The organism is Phenylobacterium sp. (assembly GCF_036402295.1).
GTDB lineage: Bacteria > Pseudomonadota > Alphaproteobacteria > Caulobacterales > Caulobacteraceae > Phenylobacterium.
The window spans coordinates 1-12,871 of sequence record NZ_DASWTE010000097.1; the positions used below are offsets into that span (position 1 = coordinate 1).

The window sequence follows — 12,871 nt, forward strand, 5'->3', positions numbered from 1 at the left end:
CGAACCTGCACGGCCACTCGTTCCGCGTGGAGGCCACCGTCCGCGGCCAGGCCCAGGAGCCCGTCGGCTGGGTGGCCGACCTCGCCGACCTGGAAAGCGCGCTGAAGGGCGTGGCGGGCGAGCTGGATCATGGCCTGCTCAACGAGAAGCCCGGCCTGGAGCGGCCGACGCTGGAGCACATCTGCGTCTACTTCGCCGAGCGTCTGCGGCCGCAGTTCCCGGGCCTGTCGCGGATCGTCGTCTCGCGCCCGACCATCGGCGAGAGCTGCGCCCTCAGCCTCTAGCCCACCTCGCGCTCGGTCTCGGCGTCGGACGCGCGCCGGCGGGGGCCTGCGTAGGTGGGATCGACCCGCCGGCGCCGGTCGGGCCCGAAGTAGTCGCCGCTGCGGACGAACCGCCGGGGATGCTCGATCGCCTCGTGCAGGCGCTCGATAACGCCGCGGGCGGTCAGCGGCTTGGCCAGGAACTCGCTGACGCCGGCGTCGCGCGCCTCGTTCACGCGGGCGAAGGTGGAGTGGCCGGTGATCATGATCACCGGCGCGAGCTGGTTCGGGCTGTCGGGCGCGTTGCGGAGCAGGCGGACGAAGTCGATGCCGTCCAGCGGCTGCATCGAAAGGTCGGTGAGCACGACGTCGATCGGGTAGTCCCGCATCATCTGCAGGCCCTCCGCGCCGTCGTTGGCCTCGTAGATATGGACCACGCCGATCGCGCGCAGGATCTCCGCCAGCAGGATCCGCATGTAGTGGTTGTCGTCCACCAGCAGGATCTTGAGCAGCTCGTAGCGCACGCGGTCCCCAGGGATTCGGTCGACGAACGCATTCGTCGAACACTGTCCGTGGATAGGGTGCGCCGCATTGCCCGGTCAATCGGCTGACGACGGGTTCTGGGTAGGAAAGCGGTTTCAGTTCAGGCTTTTGCGCCCGGACAGGTAGCCGCCCCGGCGCCGTTCAACCGGCGGATGGGCCGGGCTGGAAGACACCGCCGCCCGTCTGGCCCCGGTGCCGCAGGAAGGCGTCGGCCAGGACGCAGGCGACCATGGCCTCGACGACCGGCACGGCTCGGATGCCGACGCAGGGATCGTGGCGGCCCTTGGTGCGCAGCTCGATCTCTTCGCCGGCCTCGTTGATGCTCCGGCGCATGGTCAGGATCGACGAGGTGGGCTTGAAGGCGACGCGGGCGGTCACCGGCTGGCCCGTGGAGATGCCGCCCAGGACGCCGCCCGCCTTGTTGGAGAGGAAGAGCGGCCCGTCGTTCCCCATTCGCATCTCGTCGGCGTTCTCCTCGCCCGACAGCGCGGCGGCGGCGAAGCCCGCGCCGATCTCCACGCCCTTGGCGGCGTTGATCGACATCAGGGCCGTGGCCAGCTCGGCGTCGAGCTTGCCGTAGAGCGGCGCGCCCCAGCCGGCCGGGACGCCGGTCGCCTCGACCGCCACGACCGCGCCGGTGGACGAGCCCGACTTGCGGATCTTCTCGAGGTGCTCCTCCCAGACCGGTACGATCTCGGGATCGGGCGCCCAGAACTGGTTCTCGGTGGCGACCCCGAAGTCGACGCGCTCGGGGTCCACGGCGTGCGGCCCGATCTGCACGACCGCGCCGCGGATCGTGACGCCTTCGATGATCTTCCGCGCGATGCCGCCCGCGGCCACCCGTGCGGCCGTCTCCCGCGCCGATTGCCGGCCGCCGCCGCGGTAGTCGCGCACGCCATATTTGGCGAAGTAGGAGTAGTCCGCGTGGCCCGGCCGGAACGCCTGGGCGATCTCCGAGTAGTCGCGGCTGCGCTGGTCGACGTTCTCGATGACCATCGAGATCGGCGTTCCGGTGGTCACCTGACCCGGCGTACGTTCGTCCTGGAACACGCCGGACAGGATGCGCACCGTGTCCGGCTCCTGGCGCTGGGTGACGAATTTGCCCTGGCCCGGCCGGCGGCGGTCGAGCCACGGCTGGATGTCGGCCTCGGTGAGCGCGATGCCCGGCGGGCAGCCGTCGACCACGCAGCCCAGCGCCGGCCCGTGGCTCTCGCCCCAGGTGGTGACGCGGAACAGGTGGCCGAAGGTGTTGTGCGACATGGCGCTGGCTTACTAGCCGCTTCGGGCGGCTTCACCAAACTGGCGGATCAGACGCGCAGGTCGAGGAGGGTTCCAGTGGCGCGGATCTCGGCGCGGGCCTGGTTGTCGGCCTCCATCGCGCGTCTGGCGGCTTCGGCCAGGATGGCGGCCTCGGCGCGGATGCGGCCCTGCGAGCTCATGTCGTAGAGGCCCCGGGCGTCGACGCCGCGCTCGGCCATGACCTGGTCGCGGATCTGCTCGCGGGCCACGGCGGCGTTGTCGGTGGGCGGCGCGGGCTTGATGGCCCTGACGTTGGCGGTCCGGCCCCACGAGCGCAGGTCCGCCGCCGGCGCGTAGGCCAGTCCGCGGGCGATGGCGCCAGAATGGGTCAAGCCGGAGCTCATGGCGAAACCCAACGCAACGGGGGCGCCATAAGCGGAAACGGCGGCGGATCGGTGTCCGCCGCCGTCGAACGCAAGGACAGGGCCGGTGTTACGCCGGCTGCTTCTGCTGCTGGTTCTGCGAGCCCGGCATCGGGCCGCGGTTCAGGTCGAAGAACTTGGGCGCCATCTTCGGCACCGCCTCCTCCAGGATGGACTTCACGGTCCAGCCCTCTTCCTTGGTCACCGTCTCCACCGGACGCGGTTGCGAGTAGAGGATGATGTTTTCGCCCGAGGCGCCGAAGATCTGGCCCGAGACGTGGGCCGCGGCGGGGCTGACCATGGCCACGGAGAAGCGGGCCGGCTGATCGGCGCGGATCTTCTCGGCCATGACCGCGCGGCGGGCCGCGGCGGCTTCGTCCTTGATTGGCACCGACTGGGTCATGCGGGTCCAGGCGACGGGGGCCAGGCAGTTCGAGCGTACGTTGTTGCGGGCCCCTTCCATGGCGATGATCCGCGACAGGCCCACGATGCCCATCTTGGCCGCGCCGTAGTTGGCCTGGCCGATGTTGCCGAACAGGCCCGACGTGGACGTGAAGAACATGTAGGCGCCGTCGTTCTGCTCGCGGAACAGCTCGATGGTGGCGCGCGCCACGTTGAACGAGCCGCGCATATGGACGGCGATCACCGCGTCCCACTCGGCTTCGGTCATCTTGTGGAACATCACGTCGCGCAGGATCCCCGCCGGATTGATGACGGCATGCAGCCCGCCGAATTCCTTCTTGGCCTGCTCGACCATGCCGTAGACGGCGTCGAGGTCGGTCACGCTGTCGGAGTTGGAGACCGCCTGGCCGCCCGCGGCGCGGATCTCGGCGGCGACCGCCTCGGCCGGGCCCGCGGAGCCCTCATCCTCGCCCTTCAGGCCGCCGCCCAGGTCGTTGACGACCACCTTGGCGCCTTCCTGCGCCGCGAGGAGCGCGCAGTCGCGCCCGATGCCGTTGCCGCCGCCCGTAACGAGGACGACCTTGCCTTCCAATGCGCCCATGACCGCAATCTCCCTAAATGAATGGGAAGACGCTTATTCGAGGCGGTCCGCCCTTCGCAAGTCGGGAAACAGCTTCGCCCAGAGGGCGGTTACCGCTACGGCCCCCACGCCGCCGAACACCGCCGCGCCCACCGGGCCCAGCAGGCGCGCGACGACGCCGCTCTCGAATTCGCCGAGCTCGTTCGAAGCGCCGATGAACACCGACGAGACCGAGGCGACGCGGCCGCGCATGTGGTCCGGGGTGACCAGCTGGACGAGGGTCTGGCGGACGTAGACCGAGAGCATGTCGGCGCCGCCTAGGACCGCCAGCGCCGCCACCGACAGCCACAACGAGTTCGACAAACCGAAGACGACGGTGGCGAGGCCGAACACCGCCACGCCCGCGAACATGAAGAGGCCGGCCTTGCGGCGGATGGGGTTGGCGGCGAGCCAAAGGGCCACGACTGTCGCGCCGATGGCCGGCCCGGCGCGCAGGATGCCGAAGCCCTCCGGCCCCACATGCAGCACGTCTCGGGCGAAGACCGGCAAGAGGGCGGTCGCGCCGCCCAGCAGCACGGCGAACAGGTCGAGCGAGATGGCCCCGAACACGATCTTCTGGCGCCAGACGTAGGCCAGCCCCTCCTTCATCAGCTGCCAGCGCGAGCCGGGGTTGGTCTCCGGCTTGGCGTTGGCGCGGATCGACAACACCAGCATCGCCGAGAGGCCGTAGAGGGCGAAGGTGGTGAAATAGGCGGTCTCGGCCGAGCGGGCGACCAGTATGCCCGCCGCCGCCGGTCCGGCGATGGAGGCGGTCTGCCAGGCCAGCGAGTTCCAGGCGATGGCGCGGGGCAAGAGCTTGCGCGGCACCAGCATGGGCCCGAGCGCGGTGTTGGCCGGCGCGAAGAAGGCGCGGCTCGCCCCGAACAGGGCGGCGATGATCAGCAGGAGCCCCGGCGAGGCGTTGCCGGTGATGGTGGCGATGGCCAGCGCCAGCACGCTCAGGATCTCGCCCGAGAGGCAGAGCAGCAGCACCTTCTTGCGGTCGTAGCGGTCGGCGACCTCGCCGGCCGGCAGGGTCAGCAGGAACACCGGCACGAAAGCCGCCAAGCCGATCATGCCGACGAGGAAGGCGCTCTCTTCCACCGACCGGCTCTGGCGGGCGAGTGCATACATCTGCCAGCCCATGGCCACGCTCTGAATCTGGCTCGCGAAGCTGCCGGTCCAGCGGGTGCCCCAGAAGAACAGGTAGTCGCGCTCCTTCAGCAGGGCGCGAGCGGATGGGACGGTGTCGTCGTCGGCGGGCGTATCGGACATGGGAGGCCTGCAACTTGGCCGTCGTCGCGCTGCGCCGCAATGGCGAGGGTGACCCGAGGGGCCGCTTTGCAGCGAAGCCGCGCGAGATCGCCACACAGGAAGCCAAAGCATTGACCGCGGCCGCCGATGGCCCTATCTGCGCGCTCCCGATCCACGGCCCGGAGGGCCCCCGAGATGCGACGACGTCCGCTGGCGTGAGCCACCTGAACCCGCACGGCCCGGGCGCTGACGCCCGCCGCTACGTCGTCTTCCCATCTCGAGATCGCGAATGTCCCTGCAGCCTTGCCGGCCCTCGCCGGAACTCACCCTCGTCAACGAAACGACGGCCCATGGGGCCGAAGTCGAAGCCCTGCTGAACCGTGCGTTCGGCCCTGGGCGTTTCGCCAAGGTGTCGGAGCGGGTGCGCGAGTTCGCCGACTTCGCCCAGGACCTGTCCTTCTGCGCGGTCGAGGCCGGCAAGGTGGTGGGTGTCGTGCGCATGTGGCGCGTGGCCGCCGGCGACCAGCCGGTCGTCTTCCTGGGCCCGCTGGCCGTCGAGGCCAGCGAGCGGCGGGCCGGCCTGGGCGCTATGCTGGTCGAGCGGGCCTGCGAAGCCGCGGCCGCCGCGGGCGAGGCCGCCGTCGTGCTGGTGGGCGACCTGCCGTACTTCCAGCGCGTGGGGTTCGCGGTGGCGCCAGACGTGGCGCTGCCGGGCCCGGTGGATGCGAAGCGCGTCCTGGTCCGCGCCTTCCGCGGCGACGCGCCGGCCGGGATGATCCAGCCTCGTTGACGCTGCGGTCGCTTGAGACGACTCCCCCCGCCGCCTACCTTCGCAGGCATGGCGCACGCACCCAGCAAGCCCGGCCTCGACACCATCGCCGCGGCGGCCAAGCAGGCGCCGGGCCGCGGCCTGCCGCCGGTGCACCTGTGGAACCCGCCGAACAGCGGCGAGATCGACATCGTCATCAAGCCGGATGGCCGCTGGGTGCACGAAGGCGCGACGATCTCGCGAGAGGCGCTGGTCCGCCTGTTCTCGACCGTACTGCGAAAGGACCCGGACGGGATCTACCTGGTCACGCCGGTCGAGAAGCTGAAGATCACGGTGGAGGACGCGCCGTTCGTGGCCGTCCGCGTCGACCGGGACGGCGAGGTGCTGAAGTTCCTCACCAACGTCGGCGACGCGGTCGAGGCCGGTCCCGACAACGCCATCCGCGTGGAGATCGGCGAGGCCGGCGAGCCGCGCCCCTACCTGCACGTGCGCCGCGGCCTGGAGGCGCTGATCGCGCGGTCGGTGTTCTACGAGCTGGTGGAGATGGCCGAGCCCCGCGAGACATCCGACGGTGAGACCCTGGGGGTCAGCTCCAAAGGCGCCTGGTTCCCTGTGGGCCCGCCGGGAGCGCATGTGCTGTGAACGCCACGGCGCCCATGAGCGAGCTGTGCGACTGGATCGCCGAGCACCTCGACCCGCTGCACGACCACGCGGTCGAGGGCGGCCAGCGGCGCTCGGACTTCGACCTGACGCCCGGCGGCTGGTCCGACATGGCGGTCGAACAACTCACGCCGGCCGCGGTGCTGATCGGCCTCATCGAGCGCGAGCAGGGCGTCAACGTGCTGCTCACCCGGCGCGCGGACACGCTTCGCCGCCACACCGGCCAGGTGGCGCTGCCGGGCGGCCGCCAGGATCCCGGCGAGACGGCCTGGGAGACGGCGCTGCGCGAGGCGCACGAGGAGGTGGGGCTGGAGCCCCGCTTCGTGCAGCCGGTGGGGCTCTCGACGCCCTATCAGACGGGCACGGGCTATCTGATCACGCCGGTGGTCGGCTTCGTGCGGCCCGGGTTCACGCTCACGGCCAATCCGGGCGAGGTGGCCGACATCTTCGAGACGCCGTTCGCCTTCCTGATGGACCTCGCCAACTACGAGGAGCACGAGCGCGAGCTGCCCACGGGCGAAAAGCGCCGCTTCTACGCCACCACCCACGAGGAGCAGTACATCTGGGGGGCGACGGCGGGAATCCTGCGGGCGCTCTACGAACGCCTCTACGGCGCAGCCCTTGCCTGAGCACCGTCTTCGGGCCAATTCCACGCCATGACCGACAGCCTGGGCCAACGCCACTGGATGACCGCGCCGGCGACGGTGGCGGTTCTTGACGCGCTGGAGGCCGCAGGCGGAGCTGACTGCGCGCGCTTCGTCGGCGGCTGTGTGCGCAACGCCCTCGTCGGGCGGTCGATCGACGACCTGGACATCGCCACGACCCTGACGCCCGACCAGGTGACGAAGGCGCTGAAGGCCGCCGGTATCCGCGCCGTGCCCACCGGCATCGACCACGGCACCGTCACGGCCGTGTCCCAGCACATCCCGCACGAGATCACCACGCTTCGCCGCGACGTCTCGACGGACGGCCGCCGCGCCACCGTCGCCTTCACGGACGACTGGTGCGAGGACGCGCTGCGCCGCGACTTCACGCTGAATTCCCTCTACGCGCGCCGCGACGGCTCGATCTTCGACCCCACCGGCCACGGCGTGGCCGACGCCAAGGCGGGCCGTATCGTCTTCGTGGGCGAGGCCGAGCAGCGGCTACTCGAGGACCATCTGCGCAACCTGCGCTACTTCCGCTTCTACGCCTGGTTTGGACAGGGCGCGCCCGACGCGACCGCCGTCGCCGCCTGCGCGAAACTGAAGGACCGCATCGACGGCCTGGCGGCGGAGCGCATCTCGAAGGAGCTGCTGAAGCTCCTGGCCGCCGACGATCCGCGCGCTGCGGCGCGCCTGATGGCCGAGGCCGGCGTGCTGGAGGTGGTGCTGAAGCTGCCGGCCAACCTCGCCCGGTTCGAGGCGCTGGTGGAGGTCGAGGCCGACCAGCTGTTCGAGTGCGACCCGGTCCTGCGGCTGGCGGCCCTGCTGCCCGACGACCAGGTCGCCGCGATGGCGCTGGCGACCCGCCTGCGGCTCTCCAACCCCGACCGCGACCGAATCGTCGCCGCCCTCGCGCCGACGCCCACGCTGAAGAGCTGGATGAGCCCGCGCGAGATCCGCCGGGAGGTCTACCGCTCGGGTCTGGCCGTCTTCCGCGACCGCGCCAAGCTCGCCTGGGCCGCCTCGCCGCGCTCGGCCACCACCATGCAGTGGCGCGGCATGATCGCGCTCGCCGAGGGCTGGACCCGCCCCGAGCTGCCGCTCACCGGCCAGGACATTATGAACGCCGGCGTGCCCAAGGGCCCCCTCGTGGGTCAGGTGATGCGCGAGGTCGAGGACTGGTGGATCGACAACGACTTCCTCGACGACAAGCTGTCGGTGATCGAAAAGCTGAAGGCCGTCGCCCAGGGGATGGTCTATTGAGGCCGCCGTGCTGAAGATCGGCATCCTCAAGACCGGCCGGCCGCCAAGGCCCGCGATCCCGACGTTCGGGACCTATCCCGACATGTTCATGGAGCTACTCGGCCGCGACGCCTACGACTGGCGCACCTATGCGGCCGACGAGGGCGAGTATCCGGCCGCCCCCGAGGAGTGTGACGCCTACATCGTCACCGGCTCGGCGGCGGGGGTCTATGACGACGACCCCTGGATCGGCCAGCTGCTGGACTTCCTGCGCGCGGCCAAGGGGCGAGCGAAGCTGGTCGGCGTCTGCTTCGGCCATCAGGCGATGGCGCAGGCCTTCGGCGGCCAGGTGGTCAAGTCACCCAGGGGCTGGGGCATCGGCGAGCACGCCTACGATGTGGTGAGCCGTGAGCCGTGGATGGACGGCGCGAGCCCGATCCGCCTGCCGGCTTCGCACCAGGACCAGGTGGTGGCCCTACCGCCCGGCGCCGAGCTGATCGCGGCTTCAGAGTTCACGCCCTTCGCGGCGCTGGCCTGGCGCGACCAGCCGGCGATCTCGATGCAGCCGCACCCGGAGTTCCTGCCGGCCTACGCGACGGCCCTGATCGAGGCCCGGCGCGGCAAGGTCTACCCCAACGACGAGGCCGACCGCGCGATCGCGAGCTTCGGCATGCCCGACGATCGGGCCAGGGTCGGCGGCTGGATCAAGGCGTTCCTCGCGACCTAGCCGATCGCCATCCACACCACGCTCTTCGGCCCCACACCCTCGAGCCGGCGGAAGCCGTAGATCTCGTAGAAGCGCTGGGCGCGGGTGTTGGGGGCCTGGCAGCCGAGGTGCGCGCGGCCGCCGACTCTCGCCAGGAACGCATCCATCAGCCGCTTGCCCACGCCCTGGCCCTGCAGGCGCGGCAGCAGGTCGATGTGCAGGTGGGCGGGCGCCGCGTCGATGCAGGCCTGCGGGTTCGGCGGCGGGTGGTGGATGTAGTAGGCGTCCCACTGCTCCCGCGTCCGCTGCCGAGAGGGGACATCGGCGGTGTCGGCGTAGCGTTCGCGCAAGCGCGGCCACCACTCGGCCTCGCAGCGGGCCTCGAAGGCGCGGGTGTCGGGCGCGCCCAGGATGTAGCCCGCCACACCGTGGTCGTCCTCCGCCACGAAGGCGTGGTCGGGCAGGAGGGCCGCGTACGGCGCGGCGAAGATCTCGCCGACGATCTTCGGGTTCTCGTAGAGATGCGATCCGTCGGCGCCGTTGTCGGCGGTCCTCACGCAGATGTCGTAGAGCGCCGGTAGGTCGGCCGCGCGGTAGGGGCGGACCATCGCCATCAGGCGTCCCGCTGCAGGTCGCGCAGGGCGGCGAAAGTGATCAGCCGCGCGCCCGCGGCGTCGATCAGGTCGCCGAAGGCCGGGCTCAGCATCTCGGCATAGTCGCCGACCCGGATCTCGGCCTCTCGTAGGTCATAGGCGCGCAACTCGGGACCGTCCTCCACCGGATGCAGGAAAAGCTCGGTCACGCCAGGCCGCAGGTTCGCCAGCCGCTCGGCCACCGTACCACGCGGTCGGTCCCAGACGTCGATCATGTGGTCGGGATAGAGGATGCCCTCGGCCCTCGCGGTGTCGCGGGCGGCGAAGCCCAGGCGCTCCTCGGTGCGGGCCCCGAACATGCGGACCGGCAGGCGGTACTCCGCGGCGAGGTCGAGGAAGATCTCGAAGTAGCGCCGCTCGAGCTGCATCGTCCCCATGTGCGCGTCGAGGTGGGTGACGTCGACGCCCCACGCGTAGGCCTGCTCGATCTGCGCCCGGCATTCCGCGCGCACGTCAGAGAGATCGGCGCGCTCCCAAACCTCCTGGACCGTAGCGGGGAAGTAGCCGGTGGCGTCGTGTAGCGAGGCCGCGCCGGTTAGGCTGCGCCAGCGGTAGCCGGGATACTCGGCCGTCAGGGTCAGGTGCACGCCGACGCCGCCCCCCTGCGCGCTGCGAACGCCGTCCAGCGCCCACGGACACGGAACCATCAGGGTGGCGCTGGTGGCCGCGCCGCGACGGATCGCCTCGCCGATGGCGCGGTTGGCCGACGCGCTGGACCCCAGGTCGTCGCAGTTGACGATCAGCAGCTTGGCGTCGGGCGCGAAGCCCAGGCGTTCGGCGAGGCTGCGGCTCATCTGAGTCAGCTCCAGGCCACCATCGGCGGCATCGACGACAGGATGGTCTCGATGTTCCCGCCGGCCTTCAGGCCGAACATGGTGCCGCGGTCGTACAGCAGATTGAACTCCACGTAGCGGCCGCGGCGGATCAGTTGCTCCTGCCGTTCGGCCTCGCCCCAGGGCTCGGCCATGCGCTTGCGCACGATCTTCGGATAGACGTCCAGGAACGCCTCCCCGACCGCGCGGGTGAAGGCGAAATCCTTCTCGAAGTCGCCGGTGTTGTGGCGGTCGTAGAAGATGCCGCCGACGCCGCGTGTCTCCTTGCGGTGCGGCAGATAGAAGTACTCGTCGCACCAGGCCTTGTACTTCGGATGCCACTCGGGATCGAAGGCGTCGCAGGCGCTCTGCATGGCGGCGTGGAACAGCTTCGCGTCGTCGGCGTCCTGGCTGCGCTGCTCGTCCAGCATCGGCGTGAGGTCGGCGCCGCCCCCGAACCAGCTCTCGGCGGTCGACAGGAAGCGGGTGTTCATGTGCACGGTCGGTACGCGCGGGCTCAGGGGGTGCACGATCAGGCTGATGCTGGACGAGACATAGGAGGGGTCCTTGTCGGCGCCGGGCATCTGCGCGGCCATCTCGGGCGAGAAGCGCGCCGTCGCCGCCGAGGTGTGCACCGCCGCCTTCTCGAACAGCCGGCCCTTGAAGAAGCCGCCGATCCCGCCGCCGACGCCGGTGTCGCGCGTCCAGGGACGCATGTCGAAGCGGCCGGGACCTTCCGGGAACAGGTCGGCCGGCGCCTCCTCGTCCAGCCGCTCCAGCTCTGCGCAGATGCGCTGCTGCAGGCCCTCGAACCACGCCTTGGCGCGGTCGCGGCGTTCCAGGATCTCGGGAGGCAGGGGGGTCGACATGCGCGTCAGTCTACTCGTTCGAGGCGCGGGAAGGCCCTGATCTGCCGCAACGCCTCGCCCAACGCCAGCGTCGCGGCGGTGACCACGTTCAGTGAACGCGCGCCCGACGCCAGCGGGATGATGAGCCGGGCGTCTGCGACGTCATGCACCTCGTCGGGGACGCCGGCGCTCTCGCGGCCGAACAGCAGGATGTCGTCGGCGCGAAAGACGAAGTCGTGGAAGGGCAGCGCGGCGCGCGTCGTGAACAGCACGAGGCGGGCGGAAGGCGCGGAATCGGCTCGGAAATCGCGCCAGCCTGGGTGTCGAGTGACGTCTGCGAGCGCCGCATAATCCATGGCCGCGCGGCGGATCGCGGCGTCGCTCAAGGGGAAGCCGCAGGGTTCGATTACGTCCAGCGGCACGCCCAGGCACGCGGCGAGGCGGATGGCGGCGCCCAGGTTTTGCGGAATGTCCGGTTGAAAAAGGGCCAAACGCATTCTAAGGCCTCTCGCCATCGGGAGTAGCCGGGGGACAGGGGCACGAATCACGGATTGGCGGACGCGTTGTTCGCATGGGTTCCGTGTAGCGTGCCTGGCCCTCGTCCGCGTCCCGAAACGGTCCTGCGTCAGCGCTGGCGCGGGCCGCAAGCATTTGGGCCTGAAGGACGAAATCCGAAGGGCCCCAAAGAAGGGTAGCTTCAAGGTGGCCGACACCGTCGCGGGCGCAAATCCCGACACTCATGGCACGGGCGACGACCCGAGCCGTCGCGACTTCATCCATATCGCCGCTGGCGCGGCCGCCGTGGGCGCCGTGGTCGGCGTTGGCTGGCCGATCATCGATCAGATGAACCCGGCGGGCGACACGCTGGCGCTCGCCTCGATCGAGTTCGACCTCAACAAGGTGGCCCCCGGCCAGCAGGTGGTCGTGAAGTGGCGCGGTAAGCCGCTGTTCGTGCGCAACCGCATGCCGGCGCAGATCGCCGCGGCGGTGAAGGACGACAATGCGTCCGACCTGCGCGACCCGCAGACGGACGAAGAGCGCCACAAGCCCGGCAAGGCCGAATGGCTGGTCCTGGTCGGCACCTGCACCCACCTGGGCTGCGTGCCCACGGTGGGCGGCGGCGACTACGGCGGCTGGTTCTGCCCCTGCCACGGGTCGCACTACGACCTCTCGGGCCGCATCCGTAAGGGCCCGGCTCCGAAGAACCTCGAAGTGCCGGAGTACGTCTTCCTCTCCGACACGCAGATCAAGGTGGGCTGAACCCGATGAGCGGACATTCCACCTACGAGCCGAAGACCGGCATCGAGCGCTGGCTCGACACGCGCCTTCCCATCGTGCGCTTCATGTACGACACGGCGCTCGACTTCCCGACCCCGAAGAACCTGAACTACTGGTGGACCTTCGGCGGCATCCTGGCGCTCATGCTGGGCATCCAGCTTGTGACCGGCATCGTGCTGGCCATGCACTACGTGCCGCACGTCGACCACGCCTTCGCCTCGGTCGAGCGCATCATGCGCGACGTCAACTACGGTTGGCTGCTGCGCTACATGCACGCCAACGGCGCATCGATGTTCTTCCTGGCGGTCTACATCCACATGATCCGCAACCTCTACTACGGCTCCTACAAGGCGCCGCGCGAGGTGCTGTGGATCCTGGGCTGCGTGATCTACCTGCTCATGATGGCCACGGCCTTCATCGGCTACGTGCTGCCCTGGGGCCAGATGAGCTTCCACGGCGCCGTCGTGATCACCAACCTGATCGGCGCGCTGCCGATCATCGGCGAGCCGATCACCAC

17 protein-coding genes are annotated in these 12,871 nt (G+C 70.2%); 8 read left to right on the plus strand and 9 right to left on the minus strand.

Translation table 11 applies throughout. From position 1 onward, the window contains the following. Window positions 1-284 (plus strand): 6-carboxytetrahydropterin synthase (locus tag VGD44_RS06220; protein ID WP_331084992.1); only part of this gene is annotated, 284 nt, incomplete at its 5' end. Here the strand turns inward: VGD44_RS06220 and VGD44_RS06225 are convergent. From VGD44_RS06225 to VGD44_RS06245, 5 genes are all read right to left on the minus strand, one after another. Beyond that, the gene (locus tag VGD44_RS06225; protein WP_331084995.1) at window positions 281-787 is read right to left on the minus strand and encodes a response regulator; all 507 of its coding nucleotides are present in this window, start codon (window positions 785-787) and stop codon (window positions 281-283) included. The genes VGD44_RS06220 and VGD44_RS06225 overlap by 4 nt on opposite strands. Before the next feature lie 160 nt (window positions 788-947). After that, a complete protein-coding gene (gene aroC, locus VGD44_RS06230; protein ID WP_331084997.1) occupies window positions 948-2,066 on the minus strand; it encodes a chorismate synthase in 1,119 nt (372 codons plus the stop codon). A gap of 47 nt (window positions 2,067-2,113) precedes the next feature. Then, window positions 2,114-2,437 (minus strand): hypothetical protein, encoded by a 324-nt coding sequence (locus VGD44_RS06235; RefSeq protein ID WP_331084999.1) that lies wholly within the window; start codon window positions 2,435-2,437, stop codon window positions 2,114-2,116. 100 nt (window positions 2,438-2,537) lie between these two features. Then, window positions 2,538-3,470 carry an SDR family NAD(P)-dependent oxidoreductase gene (locus VGD44_RS06240; protein WP_331085001.1) on the minus strand — a complete coding sequence of 311 codons (933 nt, stop codon included), beginning with the start codon at window positions 3,468-3,470 and terminating at the stop codon, window positions 2,538-2,540. A gap of 33 nt (window positions 3,471-3,503) precedes the next feature. Then, complete coding sequence (locus VGD44_RS06245) at window positions 3,504-4,763, minus strand: MFS transporter (RefSeq protein ID WP_331085003.1); 1,260 nt, start codon at window positions 4,761-4,763, stop codon at window positions 3,504-3,506. 268 nt (window positions 4,764-5,031) lie between these two features. Between VGD44_RS06245 and VGD44_RS06250 the strand changes: the two genes are divergently transcribed. The 5 genes from VGD44_RS06250 to VGD44_RS06270 are packed head-to-tail and all read left to right on the plus strand — an operon-like array spanning window position 5,032 to window position 8,784. After that, complete coding sequence (locus VGD44_RS06250; protein ID WP_331085005.1) at window positions 5,032-5,532, plus strand: N-acetyltransferase; 501 nt, start codon at window positions 5,032-5,034, stop codon at window positions 5,530-5,532. A 48-nt stretch (window positions 5,533-5,580) separates the two neighbouring features. Beyond that, on the plus strand, window positions 5,581-6,153 hold the full coding sequence (locus VGD44_RS06255) for a DUF1285 domain-containing protein (protein WP_331085007.1): 573 nt from the start codon (window positions 5,581-5,583) through the stop codon (window positions 6,151-6,153). 14 nt (window positions 6,154-6,167) lie between these two features. After that, complete coding sequence (locus VGD44_RS06260; protein ID WP_414694620.1) at window positions 6,168-6,800, plus strand: CoA pyrophosphatase; 633 nt, start codon at window positions 6,168-6,170, stop codon at window positions 6,798-6,800. A gap of 27 nt (window positions 6,801-6,827) precedes the next feature. Continuing rightward, window positions 6,828-8,078, plus strand: coding sequence for a CCA tRNA nucleotidyltransferase (locus VGD44_RS06265; RefSeq protein WP_331085011.1), 1,251 nt, complete (start codon window positions 6,828-6,830; stop codon window positions 8,076-8,078). Window positions 8,079-8,088: 10 nt separating this feature from the next. Next, window positions 8,089-8,784, plus strand: coding sequence for a glutamine amidotransferase-related protein (locus tag VGD44_RS06270; protein ID WP_331085024.1), 696 nt, complete (start codon window positions 8,089-8,091; stop codon window positions 8,782-8,784). Here VGD44_RS06270 and VGD44_RS06275 read toward each other — a convergent pair. The 4 genes from VGD44_RS06275 to VGD44_RS06290 are packed head-to-tail and all read right to left on the minus strand — an operon-like array spanning window position 8,781 to window position 11,573. Next, entirely contained in the window at window positions 8,781-9,377 is a 597-nt protein-coding gene (locus VGD44_RS06275; protein WP_331085013.1) for a GNAT family N-acetyltransferase, read from the minus strand. The genes VGD44_RS06270 and VGD44_RS06275 overlap by 4 nt on opposite strands. After that, complete coding sequence (locus tag VGD44_RS06280) at window positions 9,377-10,210, minus strand: polysaccharide deacetylase family protein (protein ID WP_331085014.1); 834 nt, start codon at window positions 10,208-10,210, stop codon at window positions 9,377-9,379. The genes VGD44_RS06275 and VGD44_RS06280 overlap by 1 nt, the downstream gene beginning before the upstream one ends. Window positions 10,211-10,215: 5 nt before the next feature. After that, a complete protein-coding gene (gene hemF, locus VGD44_RS06285; RefSeq protein WP_331085016.1) occupies window positions 10,216-11,097 on the minus strand; it encodes an oxygen-dependent coproporphyrinogen oxidase in 882 nt (293 codons plus the stop codon). Window positions 11,098-11,102: 5 nt separating this feature from the next. Next, entirely contained in the window at window positions 11,103-11,573 is a 471-nt protein-coding gene (locus tag VGD44_RS06290; protein WP_331085018.1) for a tRNA (cytidine(34)-2'-O)-methyltransferase, read from the minus strand. Between the two features lie 205 nt (window positions 11,574-11,778). Here VGD44_RS06290 and petA point away from each other — a divergent pair, with 205 nt between their 5' ends. Next, the gene (petA, locus tag VGD44_RS06295; protein ID WP_331085020.1) at window positions 11,779-12,336 is read left to right on the plus strand and encodes a ubiquinol-cytochrome c reductase iron-sulfur subunit; all 558 of its coding nucleotides are present in this window, start codon (window positions 11,779-11,781) and stop codon (window positions 12,334-12,336) included. A 5-nt stretch (window positions 12,337-12,341) separates the two neighbouring features. Beyond that, window positions 12,342-12,871 (plus strand): cytochrome b (locus tag VGD44_RS06300; protein WP_331085022.1); only part of this gene is annotated, 530 nt, incomplete at its 3' end.

Bases quoted from the DNA above. Each gene is read 5' to 3' on its own strand.
- aroC (WP_331084997.1), bottom strand. From the start codon at position 2,066: ATGTCGCACAACACCTTCGGCCACCTGTTCCGCGTCACCACCTGGGGC.
- VGD44_RS06240 (WP_331085001.1), bottom strand. From the start codon at position 3,470: ATGGGCGCATTGGAAGGCAAGGTCGTCCTCGTTACGGGCGGCGGCAAC.
- VGD44_RS06245 (WP_331085003.1), bottom strand. From the start codon at position 4,763: ATGTCCGATACGCCCGCCGACGACGACACCGTCCCATCCGCTCGCGCC.
- VGD44_RS06250 (WP_331085005.1), top strand. From the start codon at position 5,032: ATGTCCCTGCAGCCTTGCCGGCCCTCGCCGGAACTCACCCTCGTCAAC.
- VGD44_RS06255 (WP_331085007.1), top strand. From the start codon at position 5,581: ATGGCGCACGCACCCAGCAAGCCCGGCCTCGACACCATCGCCGCGGCG.
- VGD44_RS06260 (WP_414694620.1), top strand. From the start codon at position 6,168: ATGAGCGAGCTGTGCGACTGGATCGCCGAGCACCTCGACCCGCTGCAC.
- VGD44_RS06265 (WP_331085011.1), top strand. From the start codon at position 6,828: ATGACCGACAGCCTGGGCCAACGCCACTGGATGACCGCGCCGGCGACG.
- VGD44_RS06275 (WP_331085013.1), bottom strand. From the start codon at position 9,377: ATGGCGATGGTCCGCCCCTACCGCGCGGCCGACCTACCGGCGCTCTAC.
- VGD44_RS06280 (WP_331085014.1), bottom strand. From the start codon at position 10,210: ATGAGCCGCAGCCTCGCCGAACGCCTGGGCTTCGCGCCCGACGCCAAG.
- hemF (WP_331085016.1), bottom strand. From the start codon at position 11,097: ATGTCGACCCCCCTGCCTCCCGAGATCCTGGAACGCCGCGACCGCGCC.
- VGD44_RS06290 (WP_331085018.1), bottom strand. From the start codon at position 11,573: ATGCGTTTGGCCCTTTTTCAACCGGACATTCCGCAAAACCTGGGCGCC.